This window comes from Streptomyces sp. NPDC014733 (genome assembly GCF_043083385.1).
Lineage (GTDB): Bacteria > Actinomycetota > Actinomycetes > Streptomycetales > Streptomycetaceae > Streptomyces.
Genome location: NZ_JBIBYO010000001.1, coordinates 670,557 through 692,231, shown reverse-complemented (window position 1 = coordinate 692,231; position 21,675 = coordinate 670,557). Strand labels below are relative to the sequence as shown.

At 73.8% G+C, this 21,675-nt stretch carries 21 protein-coding genes; 16 read left to right on the top strand and 5 right to left on the bottom strand.

Features of this window, described 5'->3' with window-relative positions; translation table 11 throughout:
* Positions 1-114 precede the first annotated feature (114 nt).
* Complete coding sequence (locus ACF1BH_RS03100; protein ID WP_391640636.1) at positions 115-663, bottom strand: hypothetical protein; 549 nt, start codon at positions 661-663, stop codon at positions 115-117.
* Between the two features lie 132 nt (positions 664-795).
* Positions 796-1,539 carry an RDD family protein gene (locus ACF1BH_RS03095; RefSeq protein WP_391640635.1) on the bottom strand — a complete coding sequence of 248 codons (744 nt, stop codon included), beginning with the start codon at positions 1,537-1,539 and terminating at the stop codon, positions 796-798.
* Between the two features lie 263 nt (positions 1,540-1,802).
* Here ACF1BH_RS03095 and ACF1BH_RS03090 point away from each other — a divergent pair, with 263 nt between their 5' ends.
* The 8 genes from ACF1BH_RS03090 to ACF1BH_RS03055 all read left to right on the top strand — a co-directional run bounded on the left by ACF1BH_RS03090 (position 1,803) and on the right by ACF1BH_RS03055 (position 10,727).
* On the top strand, positions 1,803-2,657 hold the full coding sequence (locus tag ACF1BH_RS03090; RefSeq protein WP_391640634.1) for a bifunctional methylenetetrahydrofolate dehydrogenase/methenyltetrahydrofolate cyclohydrolase: 855 nt from the start codon (positions 1,803-1,805) through the stop codon (positions 2,655-2,657).
* A gap of 43 nt (positions 2,658-2,700) precedes the next feature.
* Positions 2,701-3,153: a DUF3017 domain-containing protein gene (locus ACF1BH_RS03085; protein WP_391640633.1), complete on the top strand. Its 453-nt coding sequence runs from the start codon at positions 2,701-2,703 to the stop codon at positions 3,151-3,153.
* A gap of 293 nt (positions 3,154-3,446) precedes the next feature.
* Positions 3,447-4,238, top strand: coding sequence for a peptidoglycan-binding protein (locus ACF1BH_RS03080; protein ID WP_391640632.1), 792 nt, complete (start codon positions 3,447-3,449; stop codon positions 4,236-4,238).
* A gap of 474 nt (positions 4,239-4,712) precedes the next feature.
* Entirely contained in the window at positions 4,713-5,567 is an 855-nt protein-coding gene (locus ACF1BH_RS03075) for a DUF2690 domain-containing protein (protein ID WP_391640631.1), read from the top strand.
* 767 nt (positions 5,568-6,334) lie between these two features.
* Positions 6,335-7,324, top strand: coding sequence for a malate dehydrogenase (locus ACF1BH_RS03070; RefSeq protein ID WP_391640630.1), 990 nt, complete (start codon positions 6,335-6,337; stop codon positions 7,322-7,324).
* A gap of 229 nt (positions 7,325-7,553) precedes the next feature.
* A complete protein-coding gene (locus ACF1BH_RS03065) occupies positions 7,554-9,377 on the top strand; it encodes a hypothetical protein (RefSeq protein ID WP_391640629.1) in 1,824 nt (607 codons plus the stop codon).
* A complete protein-coding gene (locus tag ACF1BH_RS03060) occupies positions 9,364-9,738 on the top strand; it encodes a hypothetical protein (RefSeq protein ID WP_391640628.1) in 375 nt (124 codons plus the stop codon). Before ACF1BH_RS03065 ends, ACF1BH_RS03060 begins: the two co-directional genes overlap by 14 nt.
* Complete coding sequence (locus ACF1BH_RS03055; protein WP_391640627.1) at positions 9,735-10,727, top strand: hypothetical protein; 993 nt, start codon at positions 9,735-9,737, stop codon at positions 10,725-10,727. Before ACF1BH_RS03060 ends, ACF1BH_RS03055 begins: the two co-directional genes overlap by 4 nt.
* Positions 10,728-10,839: 112 nt before the next feature.
* Here the strand turns inward: ACF1BH_RS03055 and ACF1BH_RS03050 are convergent, their stop codons facing one another.
* Positions 10,840-11,049 carry a DUF5988 family protein gene (locus ACF1BH_RS03050; RefSeq protein WP_391640626.1) on the bottom strand — a complete coding sequence of 70 codons (210 nt, stop codon included), beginning with the start codon at positions 11,047-11,049 and terminating at the stop codon, positions 10,840-10,842.
* Positions 11,050-11,231: 182 nt separating this feature from the next.
* Between ACF1BH_RS03050 and ACF1BH_RS03045 the strand changes: the two genes are divergently transcribed.
* Both ACF1BH_RS03045 and ACF1BH_RS03040 read left to right on the top strand, forming a co-directional pair.
* Positions 11,232-12,242: a DUF5954 family protein gene (locus ACF1BH_RS03045; protein ID WP_391640625.1), complete on the top strand. Its 1,011-nt coding sequence runs from the start codon at positions 11,232-11,234 to the stop codon at positions 12,240-12,242.
* A 170-nt stretch (positions 12,243-12,412) separates the two neighbouring features.
* Positions 12,413-12,745: a hypothetical protein gene (locus tag ACF1BH_RS03040; RefSeq protein ID WP_391640624.1), complete on the top strand. Its 333-nt coding sequence runs from the start codon at positions 12,413-12,415 to the stop codon at positions 12,743-12,745.
* Positions 12,746-12,764: 19 nt separating this feature from the next.
* On the opposite strand, the gene ACF1BH_RS03035 is transcribed toward ACF1BH_RS03040, so the two are convergent.
* Positions 12,765-12,980 (bottom strand): Uma2 family endonuclease, encoded by a 216-nt coding sequence (locus ACF1BH_RS03035; protein WP_391640623.1) that lies wholly within the window; start codon positions 12,978-12,980, stop codon positions 12,765-12,767.
* A 100-nt stretch (positions 12,981-13,080) separates the two neighbouring features.
* Positions 13,081-13,911, bottom strand: coding sequence for a hypothetical protein (locus ACF1BH_RS03030; protein ID WP_391640622.1), 831 nt, complete (start codon positions 13,909-13,911; stop codon positions 13,081-13,083).
* 198 nt (positions 13,912-14,109) lie between these two features.
* Here ACF1BH_RS03030 and ACF1BH_RS03025 point away from each other — a divergent pair, with 198 nt between their 5' ends.
* The 6 genes from ACF1BH_RS03025 (at position 14,110) to ACF1BH_RS03000 (ending at position 21,634) form a co-directional block, all read left to right on the top strand.
* Positions 14,110-15,612 carry an aldehyde dehydrogenase family protein gene (locus ACF1BH_RS03025; RefSeq protein WP_391640621.1) on the top strand — a complete coding sequence of 501 codons (1,503 nt, stop codon included), beginning with the start codon at positions 14,110-14,112 and terminating at the stop codon, positions 15,610-15,612.
* Positions 15,613-15,773: 161 nt separating this feature from the next.
* The gene (locus ACF1BH_RS03020; protein ID WP_391640620.1) at positions 15,774-17,342 is read left to right on the top strand and encodes a GMC family oxidoreductase; all 1,569 of its coding nucleotides are present in this window, start codon (positions 15,774-15,776) and stop codon (positions 17,340-17,342) included.
* Positions 17,342-18,499, top strand: a complete 1,158-nt coding sequence (locus ACF1BH_RS03015; RefSeq protein WP_391640619.1) for a glycine betaine/L-proline ABC transporter ATP-binding protein — start codon at positions 17,342-17,344, stop codon at positions 18,497-18,499. Before ACF1BH_RS03020 ends, ACF1BH_RS03015 begins: the two co-directional genes overlap by 1 nt.
* On the top strand, positions 18,499-18,663 hold the full coding sequence (locus ACF1BH_RS03010; protein WP_391640618.1) for a hypothetical protein: 165 nt from the start codon (positions 18,499-18,501) through the stop codon (positions 18,661-18,663). The genes ACF1BH_RS03015 and ACF1BH_RS03010 overlap by 1 nt, the downstream gene beginning before the upstream one ends.
* On the top strand, positions 18,660-20,639 hold the full coding sequence (locus ACF1BH_RS03005) for an ABC transporter permease (protein ID WP_391640617.1): 1,980 nt from the start codon (positions 18,660-18,662) through the stop codon (positions 20,637-20,639). Before ACF1BH_RS03010 ends, ACF1BH_RS03005 begins: the two co-directional genes overlap by 4 nt.
* Before the next feature lie 2 nt (positions 20,640-20,641).
* Entirely contained in the window at positions 20,642-21,634 is a 993-nt protein-coding gene (locus ACF1BH_RS03000) for an ABC transporter substrate-binding protein (protein WP_391640616.1), read from the top strand.
* Positions 21,635-21,675: the final 41 nt, after the last annotated feature.

Sequence of the window (21,675 nt, the reverse complement as noted above, 5' to 3'; positions counted from 1 at the left end):
GGATGCGCGGCCCGCGCACGTCCGGCCCCGGCCGGAGCCGGCGTTGTCGAGCCGGACAGCCCGCAGGCCCCCTCCCGTACCGGTGGGAGGGGGCCTGCGGGGAGCGGTGCCGGGTCAGTACCGCGGCCGGTTGAACCACGCCCTGGCTTCCGCCTTCGAGCTGAAGGCGATGACCATGATGGCCATCACGGTGTGGGCCAGGCCGAACGGGAAGACGAGGAAGCTGACGATCAGTGTCGCCGCACCGAAGACGGTGACACCGACCCGGACGCCGTTGCCGCCGCTCGTGAACTGGAGCGCCAGCACGACGGCCAGCACGGTGAAGATCGCGATGAACACGATCAGGGCGATCGCCAGGCCCTTGCCGATGTTGGCGGCGAGGAGGTCGTCCTCCTTGACGGCCCGGTGCGATGCCTTGTTGGCCGCGCCGAGGCCGGTCACCGCCAGGAGCAGGCCGATGAGGTTCAGCCCGGTGAGCACGAACAGCAGGACCCGGGCGGCCTTCAGCCCGCCGGGCATCCCGGTGGGCGGACCCGGTATCCCGCCCGGCGGCATCCCGCCGCCCGGGTAGGGCCCGTACGGGGCGGGCTGCTGCTGGGGGAAGCCGTAGCCCGGCTGGGAGGCGGGCGGCTGGCTGTAGGGGTTCTGGTTCGGGTAACTCACGAGCGCTGTCCTTCAGGCGGGGTGGCCGGATGGTCCGGGGCGCGGGGGCCGGGCCGCATGGCGCTGCGAAGGCCCCCGTCCGCGGGGCGGCGAGGGCCTTCGGGGCGACGCGGGGAGCGGCCCCGCACCCGCTCACTGGGTCTTGACGACGACCGAGCTGACGATCTTGTCGGCGAAGGTCTGGGACTTCTCGTCCCAGAGCGGCCACAGGTAGCCCAGGCTGCACAGCATGCTGTCCAGGGCGTGGCAGATCTTCCGGAGGAAGGCCATGCCGAAGCCCAGCGGCTGGCCGGTCGCCTCGCTGACGAGCCTGATGTTCAGCGCCTTCTTGCCGGGCGTCTGACCGGTGCTGCCTTCCTTGGCGATCAGGAAGATGCCACCGGCGGCCCCGGCCAGGATCGCCAGGACGATCAGCAGGATCGCGAAGATCGGCATGCCGGTGGAGGCGGAGTTGATGGCGTCGTCGGCGCACTGGGTGTCGCCCGGCGCACAGCTGCTGATGTCCGACTGGACCGAACTGGCGGACGAGGCGGCGACGATGATCGCGATGATGTAGAGCACGAACGGCACGACGCAGACGATCAGGCCGTCGATCAGGTACGCGCCGACGCGGGCGCCCCAGCTCGCGTAGCCCGTGGGCATGCCGGGCATCCCGGGCTGGCCGGGGTAGCCGCCCTGCTGCGGGTAGCCGTAGCCCGGCTGCGGCGCGGCCTGCTGCTGCGGGTAGCCGTAGGGCTGCTGCTGGGGAGCGGCGGGCTGCTGCGGGTAGCCGTAACCGGGCTGGCCGCCCTGCGGCGGGACCGGCGGCTGCTGGCCGTACGGGGCCTGCGGGGGCTGCTGCTGGCCGTACGGGTTGTTCGGGTCGCCGAAGCTCATGTGGTGTTTTCCTCCGTTGGGTCAGTGGGGGACGCGGTGCGACCTCGGAGGAATACAGGTTGTTTCACTTGGCTTGCCCCCGATGGTGCCTGCGGCACTGGCCGACAATCCTTCTAGCTGTCGATGAACGTTGTCCAGTCGCGGAGGGAAGGTGTTGTGCAAGTGCAATGATCAAATTCCGTTTTTCGGGCATCGGCCCGCACCGACCGGGAGCGGCGGGCCCTGATTGGAACGCGACCGCCTCCATCCGGGAGGATGGGGGTATGAGCGCCCAGATTCTCGATGGCAAGGCCACCGCCGCCGCGATCAAGTCCGAACTGTCCGCGCGGGTGGAAGCGCTGAAGGCCAAGGGCGTGCAGCCCGGCCTCGGCACCGTCCTGGTCGGCGACGACCCCGGCAGCCGCTGGTACGTCAACGGCAAGCACCGCGACTGCGCGCAGGTCGGCATCGCCTCCCTCCAGCGCGAGCTGCCGGAGACGGCCACGCAGGAGGAGATCGAGGCGGTCGTCCAGGAGCTCAACGACAACCCCGAGTGCACCGGCTACATCGTCCAGCTGCCGCTCCCCAAGGGCATCGACACCAACCGCATCCTCGCGCTGATGGACCCGGCCAAGGACGCCGACGGCCTGCACCCGATGAGCCTGGGCAAGCTCGTCCTCGGCGAGACCGGCCCGCTGCCCTGCACCCCGTACGGCATCGTGGAGCTGCTGCGCCGCCACGGCGTGCAGATCAACGGCGCGCACGTCGTCGTGGTCGGCCGCGGCATCACCATCGGGCGCCCGATGCCGCTGGTGCTGACCCGCAAGTCGGAGAACGCCACGGTCACGCAGTGCCACACCGGCACCCGTGACCTGTCCGCGCACCTCAAGCAGGCGGACATCATCGTCGCCGCCGCCGGTGTGCCGCACCTGGTCAAGCCCGAGGACGTCAAGCCGGGCGCGGCCGTCCTCGACGTCGGCGTCAGCCGGGACGAGAACGGCAAGATCGTCGGCGATGTGCACCCCGGCGTCGCCGAGGTCGCCGGCTGGGTCGCCCCGAACCCGGGCGGCGTCGGCCCGATGACCCGCGCGCAGCTGCTGGTCAACGTCGTCGAGGCGGCCGAGCGCGCGGCCGGCTGACACCCACGACCGAGGACCGCACGACGATGAAGACGGCACGACGATGAACACGGAGGCACAGGCGGCCATGGGCGATGCAGCACATCCGGACGGCGCGTCCGGGCCCCGGCGCCTGACGCGCCGCTTCCCGCAGCTGACGAGGGACACCGCACGCCCGCAGGGCGGCGGCCGGGCGGCACCGGGCGGCTCCCCGGCACCGGCCCGCCAGTGGCCGCTGCTCTCGGTCATGGGCGGCGTCGGCCTCGGGCTGCTGCTGGTCGCGGTGGACGTGTTCCGGCTCGGCGCGATCGTGATCGGGCTGGCCCTGCTGGGCGGCGCCGCACTGCGCTGGGCGCTGCCCGAGGTCGGGATGCTGGCGGTCCGCTCACGCTTCACGGACATGCTGACCTACGGCGTCCTGGGCTTCGTGATCGTGATCCTGGCCCTGATGGTGCAGCCCAAGCCGTGGCTCCATCTGCCGTTCCTCGACGATCTGGTCCATCTGACGGTGCGGTAGGCGGGGCCGGCCTCCGGGCCGGCCGTGCGGAGCTGTGGCGTTGCCGTGCCGCGCTCGGCGGGGCGTTCTTCCCTCGGGAAGGGCGCCCCGCCGTTTTGCTGCGCGGGCCCGCGGGAGGTGCGGGCGCGGGCCGGGGGAGGGAGCGCGGAGCGCGGGCGCGTGGGGCCCCGAACGCGCCGGGAAGGCCCTCACCACCCCCGTTTCCGCCGCTCACCCGGCATGGAAATCTTGGTATTTGTAGGCAGATGGAGGCGCCTCCTTGCCGGGAGACACCGCATGCCTGTGGGGTGAACATGGCGCGTTGGCAGGAACTGCCCGTCCCTCCGGACCATCGGGTGCGACAACTCGCGGTACGCCTGAGGACGCTCAAGGACCGCAGCGGGCTGAGCCTCACCGCGCTCGCGGCGCGCACCCCGTACAGCCGCGCGTCCTGGGAGAGCTACCTCGGCGCCGAGCAGCTGCCGCCGCGTGGTGCCGTCGAGGCGCTGGCCCGGGTGTGCGGGGCCGATCCCGCCGGGCTGTTGGTCCTGTGGCGGGCGGCCGCCGAGGCGTGGGAGGAGCGGCGTGCCCGGCCGGTCGCCCGCCACGGGGCGCCGGACCGCCCCAGGGTGCCCGCCCAACTGCCCCGCCCCGGGGCGCCGCAGCCGGTCCACGGCGGGGTGGACGGCGGCGACGGCGGCGTCCGGCCCAAGGTGGTCGGGGTGCTGGGCGGCGTGGTGCTGGCCACGTTCGTCGCCGGGCTGCTGGCGGGCCGCCCCTGGCTGGGCCCGGAGCCGGCCGATGTGGCTCAGGGCGTGTTCACCGTCCGCCGCGGCCAGGAGCGCGGCTGCGCGGTGACCCGCAGCGGCGGCTTCCTGCACGCCGGGCACAGCCGTACCGAGGTCCGGCTGCTGGATGTCGGCAGCACCGGCTGGGAGGTCGTCGAGGCGCAGTGCCTGCTGCGCCACCGCGGCTACGAACCGGGCGCCACCGACGGCGTCTACGGCCCGCGGACCAAGCGGGCGGCCCGCGCCTTCCAGCGGGCGTCGGGGCTGACCCCGGACGGCGTCGTCGGACCGGACACCTGGGGGGCGTTGCGCCGGTGAGCCAGGGGCCGCCCTCCGCACCGGACGGCGGCCGACGGGCGCGCCGGAGCGGGGCGGCGCCCGAGGACGGCGTACCGGCGGGAGGCGCCTGCGGCGCGCCGTCCGGCGGTGCGTCAGGAGAGGGGTCCGGCGCCGCGTCCGGTGCGGCGCCGGACCCCTCGGCGGGACCGGCGCGGTCCCGGTGCCGGTCGTGGCGGGCGCGGCCGGCCCGCAGCCGTCCGGAGCCGGGGACGGAACCCGTAAGGGCCCGAAACGGCGTGCCCCGCAGCCGAGTTGGGGAGCGGCCCGATCCCTCAGGATCCCGCAGGGGAGCGGCGCACGCGGGGGCCGTGCGCGCCGGGGGCGTGCGTGGCGAGCGGGGGCGCCTGGTTCGATGGGGCCGGGGGATCTGATGGGTGGCCGGTGCCGGTGGGCGGCCCGGGGACGGACGGCGACCGTACGGCGCGACGCAGCGTACGGGGGAGAGGGGAAGGCATGCCGCGCTGGCGGGCGCTTCCGGAGGAACTGGAGCCGGAGATCAGGGAGTTCGTCCGGCAGTTGCGCGGGGTGGTGGACCGCGGCGGGCTGAGCGTGTCCGACGTCGCGGAGCGGACCGGCACGCCCCGCGCGGACTGGGTGCGCTATCTCGACGGACGGCAGCCGCCGCCGCGCGCCGCGGTCGCCGCGCTCGCCCGGGCCGCCGGAGTGTCCGCCGCGCACCTGACCGCCATGGGGGACGGCGCCGCCGCGGCCTGGGCGCACCGGGCGGAGCGCGGCGACGGTCCGCCCGGGACGCCCGGCGACGGCGCGCGGTCCGGCCGCCGTCGCCGGGCCGTGCTGGCGGCGGGCGCGGGCGGTGCGCTGCTGCTGGTGGCCGCCGCGGTACTGCTGGCCCGGCCCGGCAGCAGCGACGCGGCGCCCCGGACGTCCGCGTCCGCGCGGTCGGCGGGGCGGAGCGCCCGCCCCGCCCCGCCACCGGGCGTCCGGTGCACGGCCGACGGCTGCATGGGGCGCGACCCGGAGACGGCCGGCTGCGCGGCGAAGGCGGTCACCACCGCCCGGGGCACGGCGGGCGACGTCCTGATCGAGGTCCGCTACAGCGCGGACTGCCGGGCCGCCTGGGCCTGGATGGTGGGCGCCGACCCCGGTAGCCAGGTCAGCGTCAGCGCGCACGGCCACAGCGCCCGCGCCACCACGGGGCGCGGCGGCGGCGCCACCACCCCGATGGTCACGGTCCCGGGCACCCCCGGGACGGCCACCGCGTGCGGCACCACCGCCCGGGGCGCCCAGGGATGCGCACAGCCGCTCGCCACACCGGTGCCGGTGGGGTCGCCGGGGGCCGGGGCGTAGGGGGGCGGGGGCTCGTCCCCCAGGGGCGCACCGACGCGCCCGTACGTCTCGCTCCGGGTTCGCCGTACGGGGCGCCCGCCCTCCCAGGGCCCACCCCGTACGGCGTTCCCGCGCGACACGCCTCACGGGGCGCCCGCCGATACCCGCCGCCGTACGGTGCGCACCCGGCGCCGCCGGAGGCCGCCGTATCCCAGCCGACCCACGCACCCCTGGCAACACACCAGGAACCCGCGGCTCCGTGACGGTCCCCCAGGTACCGGCGGTGCGCGGCCGTGAGCGGGGGCGGGGCGGGCGCCCGGTGAACTGGCCGGTAATCGCCGACGGGCCCCTGGTGGCGCGTACCGCGGGGCATGTCACCGCCCATCCAGGGCAGGCGGACAGCAACCCCCCACGGGTGTGTCCGACCCGGCGGCTGCCCGCGCCCCTCCACCAGCGGGCGGCCGCCGCGTCGTACGGCCGGGGCGCGGCACACAAGGCACCACGCGCCCCGCGCCGCCCCCTACGGGCAGCCCGCACGGGACGCCCCGGAGCCCCCTCGCCGCCCTCACGGGGAACGCCGCCGAGGCCGGCCCCGGCGGCCCCGGTGAGCCGCGCCACACCGGCCCGTCGTCGGGGCCGGGGCGGGGTCCGATAGCCTGGCGGACAGGTCTCTCGATACCAAGAGACTCGTCGAGAGTCGTCGATGAGACCCGAAAACGGGCAGACACCCACCGCCACCCAAGGTGGACCGGGGCTTGCCCCCGGAACACATCGCGCAGGAGATCGCCATGACCCGCACTCCCGTCAATGTCACCGTCACCGGCGCCGCCGGCCAGATCGGTTACGCCCTCCTCTTCCGCATCGCCTCCGGTCACCTGCTCGGCGCGGACGTGCCGGTCAAGCTGCGCCTCCTGGAGATCCCCCAGGGCCTGAAGGCCGCCGAGGGCACCGCCATGGAGCTGGACGACTGTGCCTTCCCGCTGCTCCGGGGCATCGACATCTCGGACGACCCGAACGTCGCCTTCGACGGCGCCAACGTCGCCCTCCTCGTCGGCGCCCGCCCCCGTACCAAGGGCATGGAGCGCGGCGACCTGCTGGAGGCCAACGGCGGCATCTTCAAGCCGCAGGGCAAGGCCATCAACGACCACGCCGCGGACGACATCAAGGTCCTCGTCGTCGGCAACCCGGCCAACACCAACGCCCTCATCGCCCAGGCCGCCGCGCCGGACGTGCCGCGGGAGCGCTTCACCGCGATGACCCGCCTCGACCACAACCGTGCGCTCTCGCAGCTCTCGAAGAAGACCGGCGCCCCGGTCTCCGAGATCCGCAAGCTCACGATCTGGGGCAACCACTCCGCCACCCAGTACCCCGACATCTTCCACGCCGAGGTGGCCGGCAAGAACGCCGCCGAGGCCGTGAACGACCAGGCGTGGCTGGCCGACGAGTTCATCCCGACCGTCGCCAAGCGCGGTGCGGCGATCATCGAGGCCCGCGGCGCGTCCTCCGCCGCCTCCGCCGCCAACGCCGCCATCGACCACGTCCACACCTGGGTCAACGGCACCGCCGACGGCGACTGGACCTCCATGGGTATCCCCTCGGACGGCTCCTACGGCGTCCCCGAGGGCCTCATCTCGTCGTTCCCCGTCACCACCAAGGACGGCGCGTACGAGATCGTCCAGGGCCTGGAGATCAACGACTTCTCCCGCGAGCGCATCGACGCCTCCGTCAAGGAGCTGTCGGAGGAGCGCGACGCCGTCCGCGGTCTCGGCCTGCTCTGATCCGCGCCGCCGGCGGCCGACCGCCCCGGCGTACGCACCCGGCGCACGGCCACGGGCCCGCGCGGTCCCAAGGGATCGCGCGGGCCCGGCCGTTGCGCCGTCCGCGCCCGGTGAACACGCTGGCCGGGAACGAGCCACCTCCCCTATGCTGCCGCTCCGTAGACCGCGCGGCGGAGGGGCTGTCCAGGGCCCGGGCCTCGGCTCCGGACCGCGCTTGGGGGGAAGAGCGGTGAGTCAGACGAACGTGCCTGCCCAGCCGGGCGACAGCAGTGACCGGACATCCTTCGACAAGGGGCCGGCCGCGCCGCCTCCGCCCCCGGGGGCGCCGCCACCCGCCTCCGTCCCGCCCGCCGCCAGCGAGGCCACCCGCCTGCTGTGCGCCGGCACCTACCTCGACGGCGCCTACCGCGACGCCGTCATCGAGGAGCTGTACGTCCACGAGGAGCGGTTCGCGGCGCCGTCCCTGGGCATCGACGCGGCCCGCGTCCTCGCCCACGCGCTCCGCGCCCGCCGCATGGAACTGGGCTTTGCCGCCGCCCTCCTGGGCCTGTGGATCGTCTCCCTCCCGCTCTCGTACGGGATGACCATGCTCTACGCCTGGCCCGTGATCTTCCTCGGCCTCGCCCGGTTGGTCCGGCGGCTGCCGCTGCCGTACTGGCTGGCGGCCGGCGCCGCCTTCCTGCTCCGCTGGTACGGACGGATGTGCGCGGCCGTGATCGTGGTGTTCCTGGTGGTCGCGGCGTTCGGCGCGACCGCGTCCCTGGTGGAATGGCTGCTGCCGTGGTCGTCCGGCAGCAGCTACTCCAGCTTCGGGGCCGAGGGCGCCGAGGCGAGCGGCTGGACCGACTCCGGCGCCTTCGACGGCAGTTCCTCCTCGGGCCCGAACCTCTTCCACGCATGGGTCACGCTGGTGCTGCCGATCGCGGTCACCGCGCTCGTCGCCCTCCAGCGCCGCCGGACCGCCCGCGTCCTCCAGGAGGAGCTGTCCCGCCCCCGCTTCCCGGACCTGCACCGCGACCCGGCCGAGGCGCACACCGGCGAACGCTTCCAGCGGCTGCGCGAGCGGATCCGTACCGAACAGCACGGTCAGCTGGTGATGTACCGGCCCGGTGACCCGTTCCGCGGCGCCGGGGAGGCGTACGGCACCTGGTCGCTCTCGGTGGAGTTGCGGCCCCGTAAGGACACCGAGGTCCGGCCGCTCGACAACGCCGCGTTCCTGGAGCGCATCGTCCCGCTGGTCGAGGCGCTCCGGGTGCCCTCGGCGCACCGCACACCGCAGGCCAGGGCCGTGGTCCGGGACCGGCTGCGGGAGCTGGAGACCGACGAGTGCGTCTTCCTCCCGGCGGACGGCATCCCGGCGCGCGCCGCGGCCCCGTACGCCCCCGTGGAGCTGGCTCGGCACCGCGCCGAGGCGGTCGAGGAGGGCGGCGAGACCCGTCGGCACTTCCTGCGCATACGGATCGGCGGCTGGCACGAGGGCGTGGTGACCACGGTCTTCGTGCGGGTCCACACCCAGGGCGGCATGCTGATGCTGGAGGTCGCGCCGCATGTGCTGTGGCCGGTGCGGCAGCAGTTCCAGGACGCCGACCGCTTCGCCCACCAGGAGGCGCACCTCCACCCGGTCGTCCGGGGGCTCCGGGCGCTGGTCGACACCCCGCGCGCCGGGGGGCGTGCGGTCGCCACCCTCGCGCGGGGGCTGCGCTCCGTGTGGCGGCTGGCCACCGGCGGCCATGCGGCCGCGCTGCCCGAGGGCCCCGGCCTCGCGGTCCGGGAGCTGGGTTCGTACGGTGACGCGTCGCTCTTCCAGGGCATGGACGCCGCCCGGTACCTCAAGACCGTCCAGCAGCGGGTCACCGCCGGGGTGACCACCGCGCTGCGGGAGGCCGGGTACGTCACCGAGGAGTTCGAACAGCGCGTGGTCAACGTCGCCGAGGGCGGCGTCTACATCGAGTCCGCCCAGGGCGCGGTGGGCATCGGCGACCACAACACCGTCACCCACAACGACCGGCGCGGTGGCGCGCCCACGGAAGGAGCCACACGTGGCAACCGCTGACGGCCAGGGCAGGAACATCCGGATCGGCACAAACAGTGGGGTCATCTCCGTCGGAGACCACAACACCGTCATCCAGAACAGCGGCGGCGCGGGCCCGGCCATCGACCCGGCGCACGAGGAACTGCTGCGCGCCGTCCGGGAACTGCGTCAGGACCTCGCCCGCATGGTGGCGACCCCGCAGGTCGAAGAGTTGGGCGGGCAGTTGGACGACACCGAGACGGAGATCGCGGCACAGGGCGCGGCGAGCCCCGGGCGCCTGGCCCGGCTGCGGGCCGCGCTCGCCGACGCCAGTTCCGTCGTCGGACTGCTGGGCTCCGGGGCGGCCGCCGTTGAGGCCGTCGCCGCGCTGGTGGGCGGATGACCGCACACGGCGGTGGCGCCGCCCGCTGGAACAGCGAGACGCAGCAGTGGGACGACGGCGCGCCGCCGCCCGCGCCGTACACCGGACCGCCGCCGCCCCGCCCGGCCCGGACCCCGTCGGCGGCTCCGGCCACGTCGCCGTCCGCGCCGGCGGGCGGCGACGCCCCGGGCGCCGGGACGCCCGCGGCCCCGGCCGCCGCGCCCGCGGCCACCCCGGAGGCGCCCGCCGCCCCGCCGCCGGCTGCCCCGGACCCCGCTCCGTACGCGGGTCAGGCCGCGCTGGACGCGCTCCCGGGGAGCGTGGCCTGGGACGAGCGGCCGACGGTCGCCGGGCGCCGCTCCTCGCGCCGGACCGCCGCGCTGGCGGCGGGCGCCGCGGTCGCCGTCATCGGGCTCGGCTTCGGCGGCGGCTGGCTGCTGTGGGGCCGGGCCGGCGCGCCCGCCGCGAAGCCCGCCACGCCCACCACGGCGGCGAGCACCCGGACGTCGTACCCGGAGCTGCCCGCGGAACCCACGGAGCCGACGCCGACCGGCACCGGCCTGCCCGAGGGCTTCCACCTCGTCCACAACGCCGAGAAGGACTTCACCCTCGCCGTACCGGAGGACTGGCAGCACGACTCCCGTACGGACGGCGAGTTCTACACCTCGCCGGACGAGCGCGGGCTGGTGCAGGTCTTCGAGATACGCGAGCCGGACGAGACGCCCCGCCACTCCCTCGCGACCGCCGCGAAGAACCTGGCGGGCAACCCCGGCTACACCGAGATCGAGCGCGGTGACTTCGGCCCCGGCGCGCCCTCCCCGGACGCCGCCAAGCTGATCTACGCGTACGACAGCGCACAGCTGGGCGAGCGGGTGCAGGTGGTGGACTGCGCGTTCAGCACCGACGACGGACGGCAGTTCGCGGTCCTGGTCCGCGGCCCCGCCACCGACTGGCCGCAGCAGGAGACGACGCTCGGCGCCGCGCTGAACGCGTTCGTGCCGCATGCGTGAGGGGCGCGGCCCGCAGGCGCCCGCGCCGCACACCTGAGGGCCCGTCCGCCGTCCGGCGGGCCCGGCGGGGGGCCGGGTCGCCCCGGCCCCCCGGCTGCCGGCGGACGGCCCCTCACCCCGGGAGTTCGGTCCGCTCCCACCACTCGTAGACCGGCAGCCGCCCCTCCTCCGTGTCCTCGTGCCGGCCGCTGGCGCGGAAGTGTTCGTAGCCGTTGCGCCAGGCGATCTTGATCTCCGGTCCCGGTGGCTCGATCGGCACGATCCGCTCCGGGAAGTCGGCGGGTCCGCCGCTCAGCACTGCCTTCGTCTCGGTGTCAGCCATGCCCGGATTGTCGTCCCGGGCCCGCCGTCGCCGGGCGGCACCACGCCGACGTGGTACGCGCCGGGGCGGCGACGGGCGCACGGACGGCGGACGCTTTCCGGCCGGGCACCGGCACCACCCCCACAGGTGGTTTGTCCGCCGACCCGGCGCCCCGCGGGCGGGCCGCTGCCCACACTGCGGGCATGACGGAAGACGGTGAGGAAGTCCCCGCGTACCGCACCATCAGGGTCACCGCGCAGGACGGCCCGGTGGCGGAGCTGTCCGAGGAGGAGGCGTGGCGGGCGCGGGAGCGCTACCCGGAGATCCTGGGCACGGGCGGCCCGGTCTTCTGTGCCGCGCGCGAGCGGGAGCAGGGCGGCTGGGAGGTGCGGTGCGTCGGCGGCAGCGGCCCGCAGACCGCCCGGGACGCGCTGGCCGCGGAGTTCCGGCGGCGGGCCCGCCGCTCCGCCCGCACGGCGCACGCGCCCGCCTATCTGGCGGCCGCCGCCCGTCTGGAGCGGGAGCGGCCCGACGAACTGACCGTCCTGGGGGAGCGGTACCGCGTCGTGCGCTGCGAGGAGTTCGTCCGGATGGGCCCCGACGGGCCTGAGCCGCCGCGCCCCTCGGACCCGGACCCGGCGATGTGCGGCGACGCCTGCCGACCGGGCCGGACGAAGGGCTTCGTCATCGATCCGGCGGTCGGCACGGGCATGTCGGACGGTGTCCTCAAACTCGATCTGCTCCAGTTCGTCCGGGCGGAGGGCTCGGCGCCGCCGGACGTCGAACGGGACGAGCGGCGGGCGGCCGTCAGCCATCCCGGCGGGGTGCTGCTCCCGGCGGCGTTCATGGTCGCCGAGCGCACCGGCGGCGAGTGGCAGGCGCACACCGCCTCCTGCGACACCCCGCAGGACGCCCGCGACGCGCTCACGATGTGGCTGCGCGTCCTCGCCCCCGTCACCCTCAAACTGACCGGCGTGGAACGGGAGGCGTACGAGCGGGCCGGTGACCGGCTGGCCCGGCGCCCCGGCAACGACGTACGCGTGGAGGGTCACCCGGGCCGCTGCTTCAAGGTGGTCCGCGTCGAACGGCTGGTCCGCATCGGCCCGGACGGCCCGGAGGGCCCCCGCCCCTCCGACCTCGACCCGGAAACCCCGTCCGCGGAACGGCACCGTCGGCCCGACGCCGCCCCGGAACGCGGCCCGGGCCGTGGCTGATCCCCTCAACTCCCGTACGAAGGAACGGAGTTCAGGGAGTCGGGGAGCGCTGAGGGCGGTCGTCGCACGGCAACGAACCTGCCTCTTGGTCCCGTTGGGCGCCCCCGTGGCCACTGCCGGGGCGGTCCCATGTCCCTCCCCGCCCCACCCCGCCCGCATAGGGTGAGGGCATGAACGCGCCCAGCACAGCACGGCCCGGCGGCGGTACCGACGCGGACGCCCGTATCGCCGCACTGGAGGAGAGCCACCGGCGGATGGCCGCCGAGATCGAGCGGCTGGAGGAGGAGGTCCAGGACCTGCGCCGCCCCGGCCTCGGCTTCCTCGCCCGGGTCGGCGCCGGACTGCTCGTGCTGATGATGGTCGTCCAACTGGCCATCCCGATGGTGCTCGCCGCGGCTTCCGCGGCCTTCGGCAGTGCCGCCCCGGCGGTCGTCGGCCTGGCCCTGATCGCCCTGATCGTCGCCGGGCTCGTCGTGTACGCGGTGCGGCGCGGCCGGAGCTGAGGCCGGGCCCCGGGCGCGGTCAGTCCCGGGGGAAGTCCTCGGTGGCGAGCGTGATGCCGACGACCGTGCCGGTCAGATCGACGGGCTCGCCGTAGGCCAGGGTGAGGTCGCTCTTGTAGTCGCCGTCCTGCGGGTGGGTGAAGACCCGGCAGCGGACGGTGTACGGATCGGCGATCAGGTGCACCGGCACCTCGGCCCGCGCATAGGCGGCCTTCTTGGGGCCGTAGTCGTTCATGCCGGTGCCCTTCCAACGATACGCGGGGGCACGCGATACGTGCGTATGTGCGAAAACGTTCCTCTTTGCTTACGAGGGAGGGGAGTTGGGGGCGCCGCGGTCACGTCTTCTGCGACGGCGGCTTCGCCCCCGGCAGTTGGTCCTCCACCTCGGAGATCTCCATGCTCCGGGCGGCGGTCGGGGTCTTCGGTGAGACGTGGGCGCCGTAGTCGCTGAGGAGGATCGTCGCGGTCTGGTGGTCGACCTCGGCGGTGAGGCGGCGGGGGACGTGTTTGCCGTCGATGGCCACGTAGAGGGTCTGGCGGGCGCCGCCGCGGGTTTTGAGGATGGGCAGGACGCGGGTGCCCTCCTGGACGGTCGGTCTGCCCTTGCTCAGGGTGAGCTTCGGCTGGGGGGAGGCGCCCGGCGGGGTCGGGGTGGGGGATTCGGGGCTGCCGGAGCCGGCGGTCTGTTTCTGGAAGGCGGCCAGGTCGCAGGCGGCGGCGATGCTCGCGGGGAGCGGGTCGTCGGTGGTGCCGTGCAGGTAGCGGCCCTTCACGCGGGCGATGACGGAGGCGGCGGCGTCCGCGGAGAGCTGGCCCTTCCAGAACGCGTCGTCCGGCTTGAGCCAGATCTGCCGGCCGTGCTTGATCAGCTCGACCTTGCCGTAGCGGCCCTTGCTGATGGCGCCGGTGCAGTCACCGGAGCGGTTCATCGTGATGTCGAGGCGGGTGGCGTCGACGCTGGTGCTGGTGCGCAGCCGTAGTGAGGTCGCGGCCAGCAGTTCCTTGCGGGCCAGCTCGGAGATCTGTTCGGCGGACTTTCCTGCCAGATCTCCTTCGCCACCGGAGTCGCGCGCCCGGGCGACCCCGGTCCCCGCGAAACCGCCGAGAAGGGCCGCGCCGCAGGTCAGGGCGGTGATGCTGGTCGCGGTTCGGCGTCTGCTGCTCATCCGTGAACCTCCGCACCGAGAAGGGCGTACGTAGGGACGTACGGCTATTCAGGGTACGTATGAGGACATTCGGCCGCACATTGAGTGACTCGGGCCACTTTCCCCGAATGGTTGGGCATAGCTGTAGAGGTTTCGGGGAGGGGTCCCCGTTGCTGGTGTGAACCAGTGGAAGAAATCGGTGACGGAAGGCAGAACAGCGTGTCGGCAAGCGAGACCATTCACGTAGACGGGGTGTGGCGCGCCGCCGCATCCGGCGCCACGCGGGAGGTCCTCGATCCCGCCGACGCCACGGTGATCCAGCTGGTGGCCGAGGGCGATGCGGAGGACACCGACGCGGCGGTGGCCGCGGCCCGCCGCGCCTTCGACGACGGCCGCTGGTCCGCCACCCCGGTCGCCGAGCGTGCCGCGCTGCTGCGCCGCGTCGCCGACCTGCTCCAGCGGGACCGCGAGGAGATCGCGCTCATCGAGAGCCGCGACACCGGCAAGACGCTGGAGGAGGGCCGGGTCGACGTCGACGACGTCACCAACGCCTTCCGCTACTTCGCCGACACCGTCATGAACGAGAGCGGCGGCCGCGTCGTCGACGCCGGCTCCGCCGATGTGCACAGCGTCGTCGTCCACGAGCCGGTCGGCGTCTGCGCGCTGATCACGCCGTGGAACTACCCGCTGCTCCAGGCCAGCTGGAAGGTCGCCCCGGCGCTCGCCGCCGGCAACACCTTCGTCATCAAGCCCAGCGAGGTCACCCCGCTGTCGACGGTGTACCTGGTGAAGCTGCTGGCCGAGGCCGGTCTGCCGAACGGCGTCGCCAACATCGTCACCGGCGCCGGGGTGCCGGTCGGCCAGCGCCTCGCCGACCACCCGGACGTCGACCTCTTCTCCTTCACCGGCGGGCTGGTCAGCGGCACCAAGGCGGGCGCCGCCGCGGTCTCCGGCGCCAAGAAGATCGCCCTGGAGCTGGGCGGCAAGAACCCCAACGTGGTCTTCGCCGACGCCTGCGCCACCGAGGAGGGCTTCGACACCGCCGTCGACCAGGCGCTGAACGCCGCGTTCATCCACAGCGGCCAGGTCTGTTCGGCCGGCGCCCGGCTGATCATCGAGGAGTCGGTCAAGGACCGCTTCGTCGCCGAGCTGGCCCGCCGCGCCGAGAAGATCAAGCTCGGCCGCGGCACCGAGGACGGTGTGGAGTGCGGCCCGCTCGTCTCCCAGCAGCAGCTCGACAAGGTCGAGGCGTACGTCGCCTCCGCGCTCGCCGAGGGCGCCCAGCTGCGCACCGGCGGCGCCCGCCCCGAGCCCAGCGACATCCGCCCGGCGAGCGGCTACTTCTACTCCCCGACCGTCCTCGACGGCTGCCACCGGGAGATGAAGGTGGTCCGCGAGGAGACCTTCGGGCCGATCCTCAGCGTCGAGACCTTCACCACCGAGGACGAGGCCGTCGCGCTCGCCAACGACACCGAGTACGGCCTGGCCGGCGCGGTCTTCTCCGGCAACTCCGCCCGCGCCCGCCGCGTCGCCGCCCGGCTGCGCCACGGCACCGTGTGGATCAACGACTACCACCCCTACCTCCCGCAGGCGGAGTGGGGCGGTTTCGGCAAGTCCGGCATCGGCCGTGAGCTGGGCCCGTCCGGTCTGGACGAGTACCGCGAGTCCAAGCACATCTACGAGAACCTCCGGCCCGAGCCGGTCCGCTGGTTCGGCGGCTGACCAGGCCGCACGGCGGGCGGCGTCCCTGACGGCCGCCCGCCGCCCCGCCGGGGCCCGGCCCCGGCCGCCCGGGGCCGCCCCGGCCCGCGTCGCCGCCCGCCCCTCCGCGGCACCGCACCCCCACGCAGCAGCTCAGGCACTGTGCACGAAGGAGTACCCGCATGCCCCCGTCTTCCCCCGCAGCCCGCACCGTCAAGGCCGACTACGTCATCGTCGGCGGCGGTACCGCGGGATCGGTGATCGCCTCCCGCCTGACCGAGGACCCGGACGTCAGCGTCGTCGTCATCGAAGGCGGCCCGACCGACATCGACCGCGAGGACGTGCTGACGCTGCGCCGCTGGCTCGGCCTGCTCGGCGGTGACCTCGACTACGGCTACACCACCACCGAGCAGCCGCGCGGCAACTCCCACATCCTGCACAGCCGCGCCAAGGTCCTCGGCGGCTGCTCCTCGCACAACACGCTGATCTCCTTCAAGCCGCTGCCGTCCGACTGGGACGAGTGGGAGGCCGCGGGCGCCGCCGGCTGGGGCGCCGCGAAGATGGACCCCTACTTCGGCAAGCTCCGCAACAACATCGTGCGGGTCGCCAAGAAGGACCAGAACGCCATCGCCACCGACTGGGTCGAGGCCGTCAAGACCGCGCTGGACGTGCCCGAGGTCGTCGGCTTCAACGACCAGCCCTTCGACGAAGGCGTCGGCTTCTTCGACCTCTCGTACCACCCGGAGAACAACAAGCGCTCCTCCGCCTCCGTCGCCTACCTCCACCCGCACATGGAGGCCGGGGACCGCCCCAACCTCACGCTGCTGCTGGAGACCTGGGTCGACAAGCTGGAGCTGGACGGTACCCGCGCCACCGGCGTCCACGCCCGTACGAAGGACGGCGAGGAGCTGTTCGTCGAGGCCGGGCGCGAGGTGCTGCTCTGCGCCGGCGCGGTGGACACCCCGCGGCTGCTGATGCTCTCCGGCATCGGCCCGAAGAAGGACCTGGAGGCGCTGGGCATCGACTGCGTCCTGGACCTGCCGGGCGTCGGCGAGAACCTCATCGACCACCCCGAGTCGGTCATCGTCTGGGAGACCAACGGGCCGCTGCCCGGCAACTCCGCGATGGACTCCGACGCGGGCCTGTTCATCAAGCGGGACCCCGACCACAAGGGGCCCGACCTGATGTTCCACTTCTACCAGATCCCGTTCACGGACAACCCGGAGCGACTGGGCTACGAGCGCCCCGAGCACGGCGTCTCGATGACCCCGAACATCCCCAAGTCCCGTGCCCGCGGCCGCCTCTACCTCACCTCCGCGGACCCCGAGGCCAAGCCCGCCCTCGACTTCAAGTACTTCGAGGACGACGAGGACTACGACGGCAGGACGCTGGTCGACGGCGTCAAGCTGGCCCGGAAGGTCGCCGAGGCCGAGCCGTTCAAGAAGTGGCTCAAGCGCGAGGTCTTCCCCGGCCCCGAGGTCACCGACGACGCGGAGATCAGCGAGCTGGTCCGCAAGGCCGCGCACACCGTCTACCACCCCGCCGGCACCTGCAAGATGGGCGCCAAGGACGACGAACTCGCCGTCGTCGACCCGGAGTTGAAGATCCGCGGCCTGTCGCACGTCCGGATCGCCGACGCCTCCGTCTTCCCGACGATGCCCGCGGTCAACCCGATGATCGGCGTCCTGATGGTGGGGGAGAAGGCCGCCGAACTGCTCAGGGAAGCCCCGGCCCAGGGAGGTGATGCCTGATGGCTGCCACCACCGCCGACGCCTCCGGCATAGCCACCGACGGGACGGACACCGGGGTCGGGTCCCCGGCCGTCCCCGCCCCCGCCACGAGCGCGGAGAACACCGATGGCCGTGACGTCGTCTTCTCCGCCCGCAACCTCTGGAAGGTCTTCGGCCCCAAGGCCGACCGCATCCCCGACGACGCCACCCTCACCGGCCTGAGCGTCGCCGAGGTGCGCGAGCGCACCGGCTGCACGCCCGCCGTCCGTGACGTCTCCTTCGACGTCCACAAGGGCGAGGTCTTCGTCGTCATGGGCCTCTCGGGCTCCGGCAAGTCCACCCTCGTCCGCTGTCTGACCCGGCTCATCGAGCCGACCGGCGGCACCCTGGAGATGGACGGCGAGGACGTCCTCGGCATGGACCGCACCACCCTGCGTGACCTGCGTCGCCGCCGCGCCGCCATGGTCTTCCAGCACTTCGGTCTGCTGCCGCACCGCACCGTCCTCGACAACGTCGCCTACGGCCTGGAGATCCAGGGCGTCGGCAAGGCCGAACGCCGCGAGCGGGCCGCCGAGATGGTGGAGAAGGTCGGCCTCGCCGGGCTGGAGAAGCGCCGCCCCGGTCAGCTCTCCGGCGGCCAGCAGCAGCGCGTCGGCCTGGCCCGCGCCCTCGCCGTCGACCCCGAGATCCTGCTGTTCGACGAGCCGTTCAGCGCCCTCGACCCGCTCATCCGCCGCGACATGCAGGAGGAAGTCGTCCGCCTGCACCGCGAGGAGGGCCGGACGATGGTCTTCATCACCCACGACCTCGCCGAGGCGCTGACCGTCGGCGACCGCATCGCCCTGATGCGCGACGGCGAGATCGTCCAGCTCGGCACGCCCGAGGAGATCGTCGGCTCCCCGGCCGACGACTACGTCCGCGACTTCGTCCGCGACGTGCCGCGCGAGCAGGTCCTCACCGTCCGCCGCGCCATGCGCCCGGCCGAGGGCGACGAGGCCGACCAGGGGCCGGCGCTGGCGCCGACCACCCTCATCTCCGACGCCATCGAGGCGGTGGCCCGCTCCGGCGGCGCCGTCCGCGTCGCCGAGAACGGCCGCTGCCTGGGCATCGTCGACCACGCCTGCCTGCTGAACGTCGTCGCCCGGGTGGACGGCACCCGCACCGAGGTGGCCGCCTGATGTACCCCGCCACCCCCCACGGCGCCGCCCTGCGCGGCGCCCGCGTCCCCCACACCCCGGTGCTGCCGCGGCTGCGTGCCGCGCTGCGGCGGCGCTGGCGCGAGGCGCAGCGCGCCGCCGCCATGAACGTGTCCACCGGCACCGTGAAACGGGGCCGCGCATGAGTGCCGCCACCGTCACCACCGTGCCCGACGCCCCGTCCGCCGGTCCGCTGCGCGCCCTGCTGCGCCGCCGGGGCCTGGCCAAGCTGGTGCTGCTCGCCGTCGTCGCCGCGGTCCTCGTCCCGCTGCTGCACGCCAAGTGGTCCGGCGGGGTGTGGCCCGAGGCGCTCACCGTCGACCTGTCCAAGCCGCTCGGCAGCGCCAGCGACTGGATCATCGACAACCGCGACAGCCACCCGCTGTTCGTCTACTTCCTCGGCCACCTCTCCAACGCCGTGGTCCTCTCCGTCCGCGGTGTCTACCTGGTGCTGCTCGCGCTGGGCTGGACGGGCGTGACCGCCGGCGTCACCCTCGTCGCCTGGCGCGTCGCCGGCTGGCGCATCGCCGCCACCGCCCTGCTGTCCTTCCTGGTCAGCGGCGTGCTGGGGATGTGGGTGCCGACGATGCAGACGCTGGCGCTGATGATCGTCGCGGTCATCGCGTCGGTCGTCGTCGGCGCGCTCCTGGGCCTGGCGGGCGGGCTGTCGGACCGGATGTTCCGGCTGCTGCGCCCGGTCCTGGACACCATGCAGGTGCTGCCGGCCTTCGCCTACCTGCTGCCGGTCGTGCTGGTCTTCGGCATCGGTGTGCCCGCCGCGCTGCTGGCCACCGTCGTCTACGCGGCGCCGCCGATGGCCCGGCTCACCGCCCTCGGGCTGCGCGGCGCGGACGCCGGTGTCCTGGAGGCCGTCACCTCGCTCGGCGCCACCGGACGGCAGCGGCTGCTGACCGCCCGGCTGCCGCTGGCCCGCAAGGAACTGCTGCTCGGCCTCAACCAGACGATCATGATGGCGCTGTCGATGGCCGTGATCGCCTCGATGATCGGCGCCGCCGGTCTCGGCGACCGCGTCTACCAGGCCCTCGCCTCCGTCGACGTCGGTGCGGCCCTCGCCGCTGCCCTCCCGATCGTGCTGCTCGCCATCGTCATGGACCGCACCACCGCCGCGGCGGGCGAGAAGGCCGGGGCCGGGGGCGCCGCCGGACCCGCCCTGCTGCGTGGTTGGCGCGGCTGGGCGGCCGTCGCCGTCGGCACCGCCGTGGTCGCGGCCGCCGGACGGCTGGCCGGCTCCACGGTGTGGCCGGCCGGCGCGACCGTCGCCGTCGCCCGGCCCGTCAACGACGCCAAGGAGTGGATGGTCGACCACCTCTACTCCGGTGTCCCCGTCGTCGGCGGCACCGCCGACTGGGCCGCGCACTTCACCAACTGGGTCCTCAACCCGCTGCGCGACGGCCTGACCGCGCTGCCCTGGTACGCCATGCTCCTCATCGTCGCCGCGCTGGCCTGGCTGATCGGCACCTGGCGCACCGCGCTGACCGCCGTCCTCGCGATGGCCGCGATCGGTGTGCTGGGCGTGTGGAAGCCGTCGATGAACACGCTGTCGCAGGTGCTCGCCGCGCTCGTGGTGACGCTGGTCATCGGCGTCGGCACCGGCATCCTCGCGGCCGGCAGCAAGCGCCTGGAGGCGATCTTGCGCCCGGTCCTGGACGTCATGCAGACCATGCCGCAGTTCGTCTACCTGATCCCGGTCGTCGCGCTGTTCGCCGTGGGCCGCGCCCCGGCTGCCGCCGCGGCCGTCGTCTACGCGCTGCCCGCCGTCATCCGCATCACCACCCAGGGGCTGCGCCAGGTCGACCCGGCGGCGATGGAGTCGGCGACCTCGCTGGGCGCCACCCGCTGGCAGATCCTGCGCCAGGTCCAGCTCCCGCTGGCCCGCCCGGCGCTGCTGCTCGCCGTCAACCAGGGCGTGGTCCTCGTCCTCGCCGTCGTCATCATCGGCGGCCTGGTCGGCGGCGGAGCCCTCGGCTACGACGTCGTGACCGGCCTCGCCACCGGTGACCTGGCCCTCGGCCTCGTCGCGGGTGTCGCCATCGTCTGCCTGGGCCTGATGCTCGACCGGGTGACCCAGCCGACCGAGCGCCGCGCCGCGAAGGGAGCCTGACCATGTCCCGTACCCGACGGATCGGCACCACGGCCGGAGCCTCGCTGCTGGCCGGGGCGGCGCTGCTCGCGCTGTCCGGCTGCGGCAAGGCCGACATGACCAAGCAGGCGTCCCCGTTCGCCGCCGCCAAGGGCACCAAGTCGGTGACGCTCTCCGTCCAGACCTGGATCGGCGCGCAGTCCAACGTCGCGGTCGCCAAGTACCTCCTCGAACACGAGCTGGGGTACCACGTCGACACCGTCCAGGTGGACGAGATCCCCGCCTGGGACGCGCTCAGCCAGGGCCGCGTCGACGCGATCCTGGAGGACTGGGGCCACCCGGACCAGGAGAAGCGCTACGTCAAGGACAAGAAGACGATCACGGACGGCGGCGGCAACGGCGTCACCGGCCACATCGGGTGGTTCGTCCCCAAGTACTGGGCCGACAAGCACCCCGAGGTCACCGACTGGAAGAACCTCAACACGTTCGCCAAGCAGCTCCGCACCCCGGAGAGCGGCGACAAGGGCCAGCTGATGGACGGCTCGCCGTCCTACGTCACCAACGACAAGGCGCTGGTGAAGAACCTCGGGCTGGACTACCAGGTCGTCTTCGCCGGCTCCGAGGCGGCGCAGATCACCCAGATCCAGCAGTTCGCCAAGGAGAAGAAGCCCTTCCTGACGTACTGGTACGAGCCGCAGTGGCTCTTCAACCAGGTGCCGATGGTCGAGGTGAAGCTGCCGAAGTACACCGACGCGTGCGCGGAGAAGGGCACGAAGGACCCGGCGACCGTCGACTGCGCCTATCCGACGACGCCGCTGAAGAAGTTCTTCAACACCGACTTCGCGAAGAGCGGCACCGCCGCCTCGGCGTTCCTGAAGTCCTTCCACTGGACGAAGGACAACCAGAACGAGGTCTCCGAGATGATCGCCGCGGACGGGCTGACCGCCGACGAGGCGGCCGAACGCTGGGTGAAGAAGCACCCGGACGTCTGGAAGCAGTGGTTGCCGAAGAAGTGAGGCACCCGAGGGCGGGGCGGCGGCAGCGATGCCACCGCCCC

Bases quoted from the DNA above. Each gene is read 5' to 3' on its own strand.
- ACF1BH_RS03075 (WP_391640631.1), top strand. From the start codon at position 4,713: ATGCCGCGCTGGCGGGCGCTTCCGGAGGAACTGGAGCCGGAGATCAGG.
- ACF1BH_RS03045 (WP_391640625.1), top strand. From the start codon at position 11,232: ATGACGGAAGACGGTGAGGAAGTCCCCGCGTACCGCACCATCAGGGTC.
- ACF1BH_RS03095 (WP_391640635.1), bottom strand. From the start codon at position 1,539: ATGAGCTTCGGCGACCCGAACAACCCGTACGGCCAGCAGCAGCCCCCG.
- ACF1BH_RS03050 (WP_391640626.1), bottom strand. From the start codon at position 11,049: ATGGCTGACACCGAGACGAAGGCAGTGCTGAGCGGCGGACCCGCCGAC.
- ACF1BH_RS03055 (WP_391640627.1), top strand. From the start codon at position 9,735: ATGACCGCACACGGCGGTGGCGCCGCCCGCTGGAACAGCGAGACGCAG.
- ACF1BH_RS03000 (WP_391640616.1), top strand. From the start codon at position 20,642: ATGTCCCGTACCCGACGGATCGGCACCACGGCCGGAGCCTCGCTGCTG.
- ACF1BH_RS03070 (WP_391640630.1), top strand. From the start codon at position 6,335: ATGACCCGCACTCCCGTCAATGTCACCGTCACCGGCGCCGCCGGCCAG.
- ACF1BH_RS03035 (WP_391640623.1), bottom strand. From the start codon at position 12,980: ATGAACGACTACGGCCCCAAGAAGGCCGCCTATGCGCGGGCCGAGGTG.
- ACF1BH_RS03040 (WP_391640624.1), top strand. From the start codon at position 12,413: ATGAACGCGCCCAGCACAGCACGGCCCGGCGGCGGTACCGACGCGGAC.
- ACF1BH_RS03090 (WP_391640634.1), top strand. From the start codon at position 1,803: ATGAGCGCCCAGATTCTCGATGGCAAGGCCACCGCCGCCGCGATCAAG.
- ACF1BH_RS03080 (WP_391640632.1), top strand. From the start codon at position 3,447: ATGGCGCGTTGGCAGGAACTGCCCGTCCCTCCGGACCATCGGGTGCGA.
- ACF1BH_RS03020 (WP_391640620.1), top strand. From the start codon at position 15,774: ATGCCCCCGTCTTCCCCCGCAGCCCGCACCGTCAAGGCCGACTACGTC.
- ACF1BH_RS03015 (WP_391640619.1), top strand. From the start codon at position 17,342: ATGGCTGCCACCACCGCCGACGCCTCCGGCATAGCCACCGACGGGACG.
- ACF1BH_RS03085 (WP_391640633.1), top strand. From the start codon at position 2,701: ATGAACACGGAGGCACAGGCGGCCATGGGCGATGCAGCACATCCGGAC.
- ACF1BH_RS03005 (WP_391640617.1), top strand. From the start codon at position 18,660: ATGAGTGCCGCCACCGTCACCACCGTGCCCGACGCCCCGTCCGCCGGT.
- ACF1BH_RS03030 (WP_391640622.1), bottom strand. From the start codon at position 13,911: ATGAGCAGCAGACGCCGAACCGCGACCAGCATCACCGCCCTGACCTGC.
- ACF1BH_RS03010 (WP_391640618.1), top strand. From the start codon at position 18,499: ATGTACCCCGCCACCCCCCACGGCGCCGCCCTGCGCGGCGCCCGCGTC.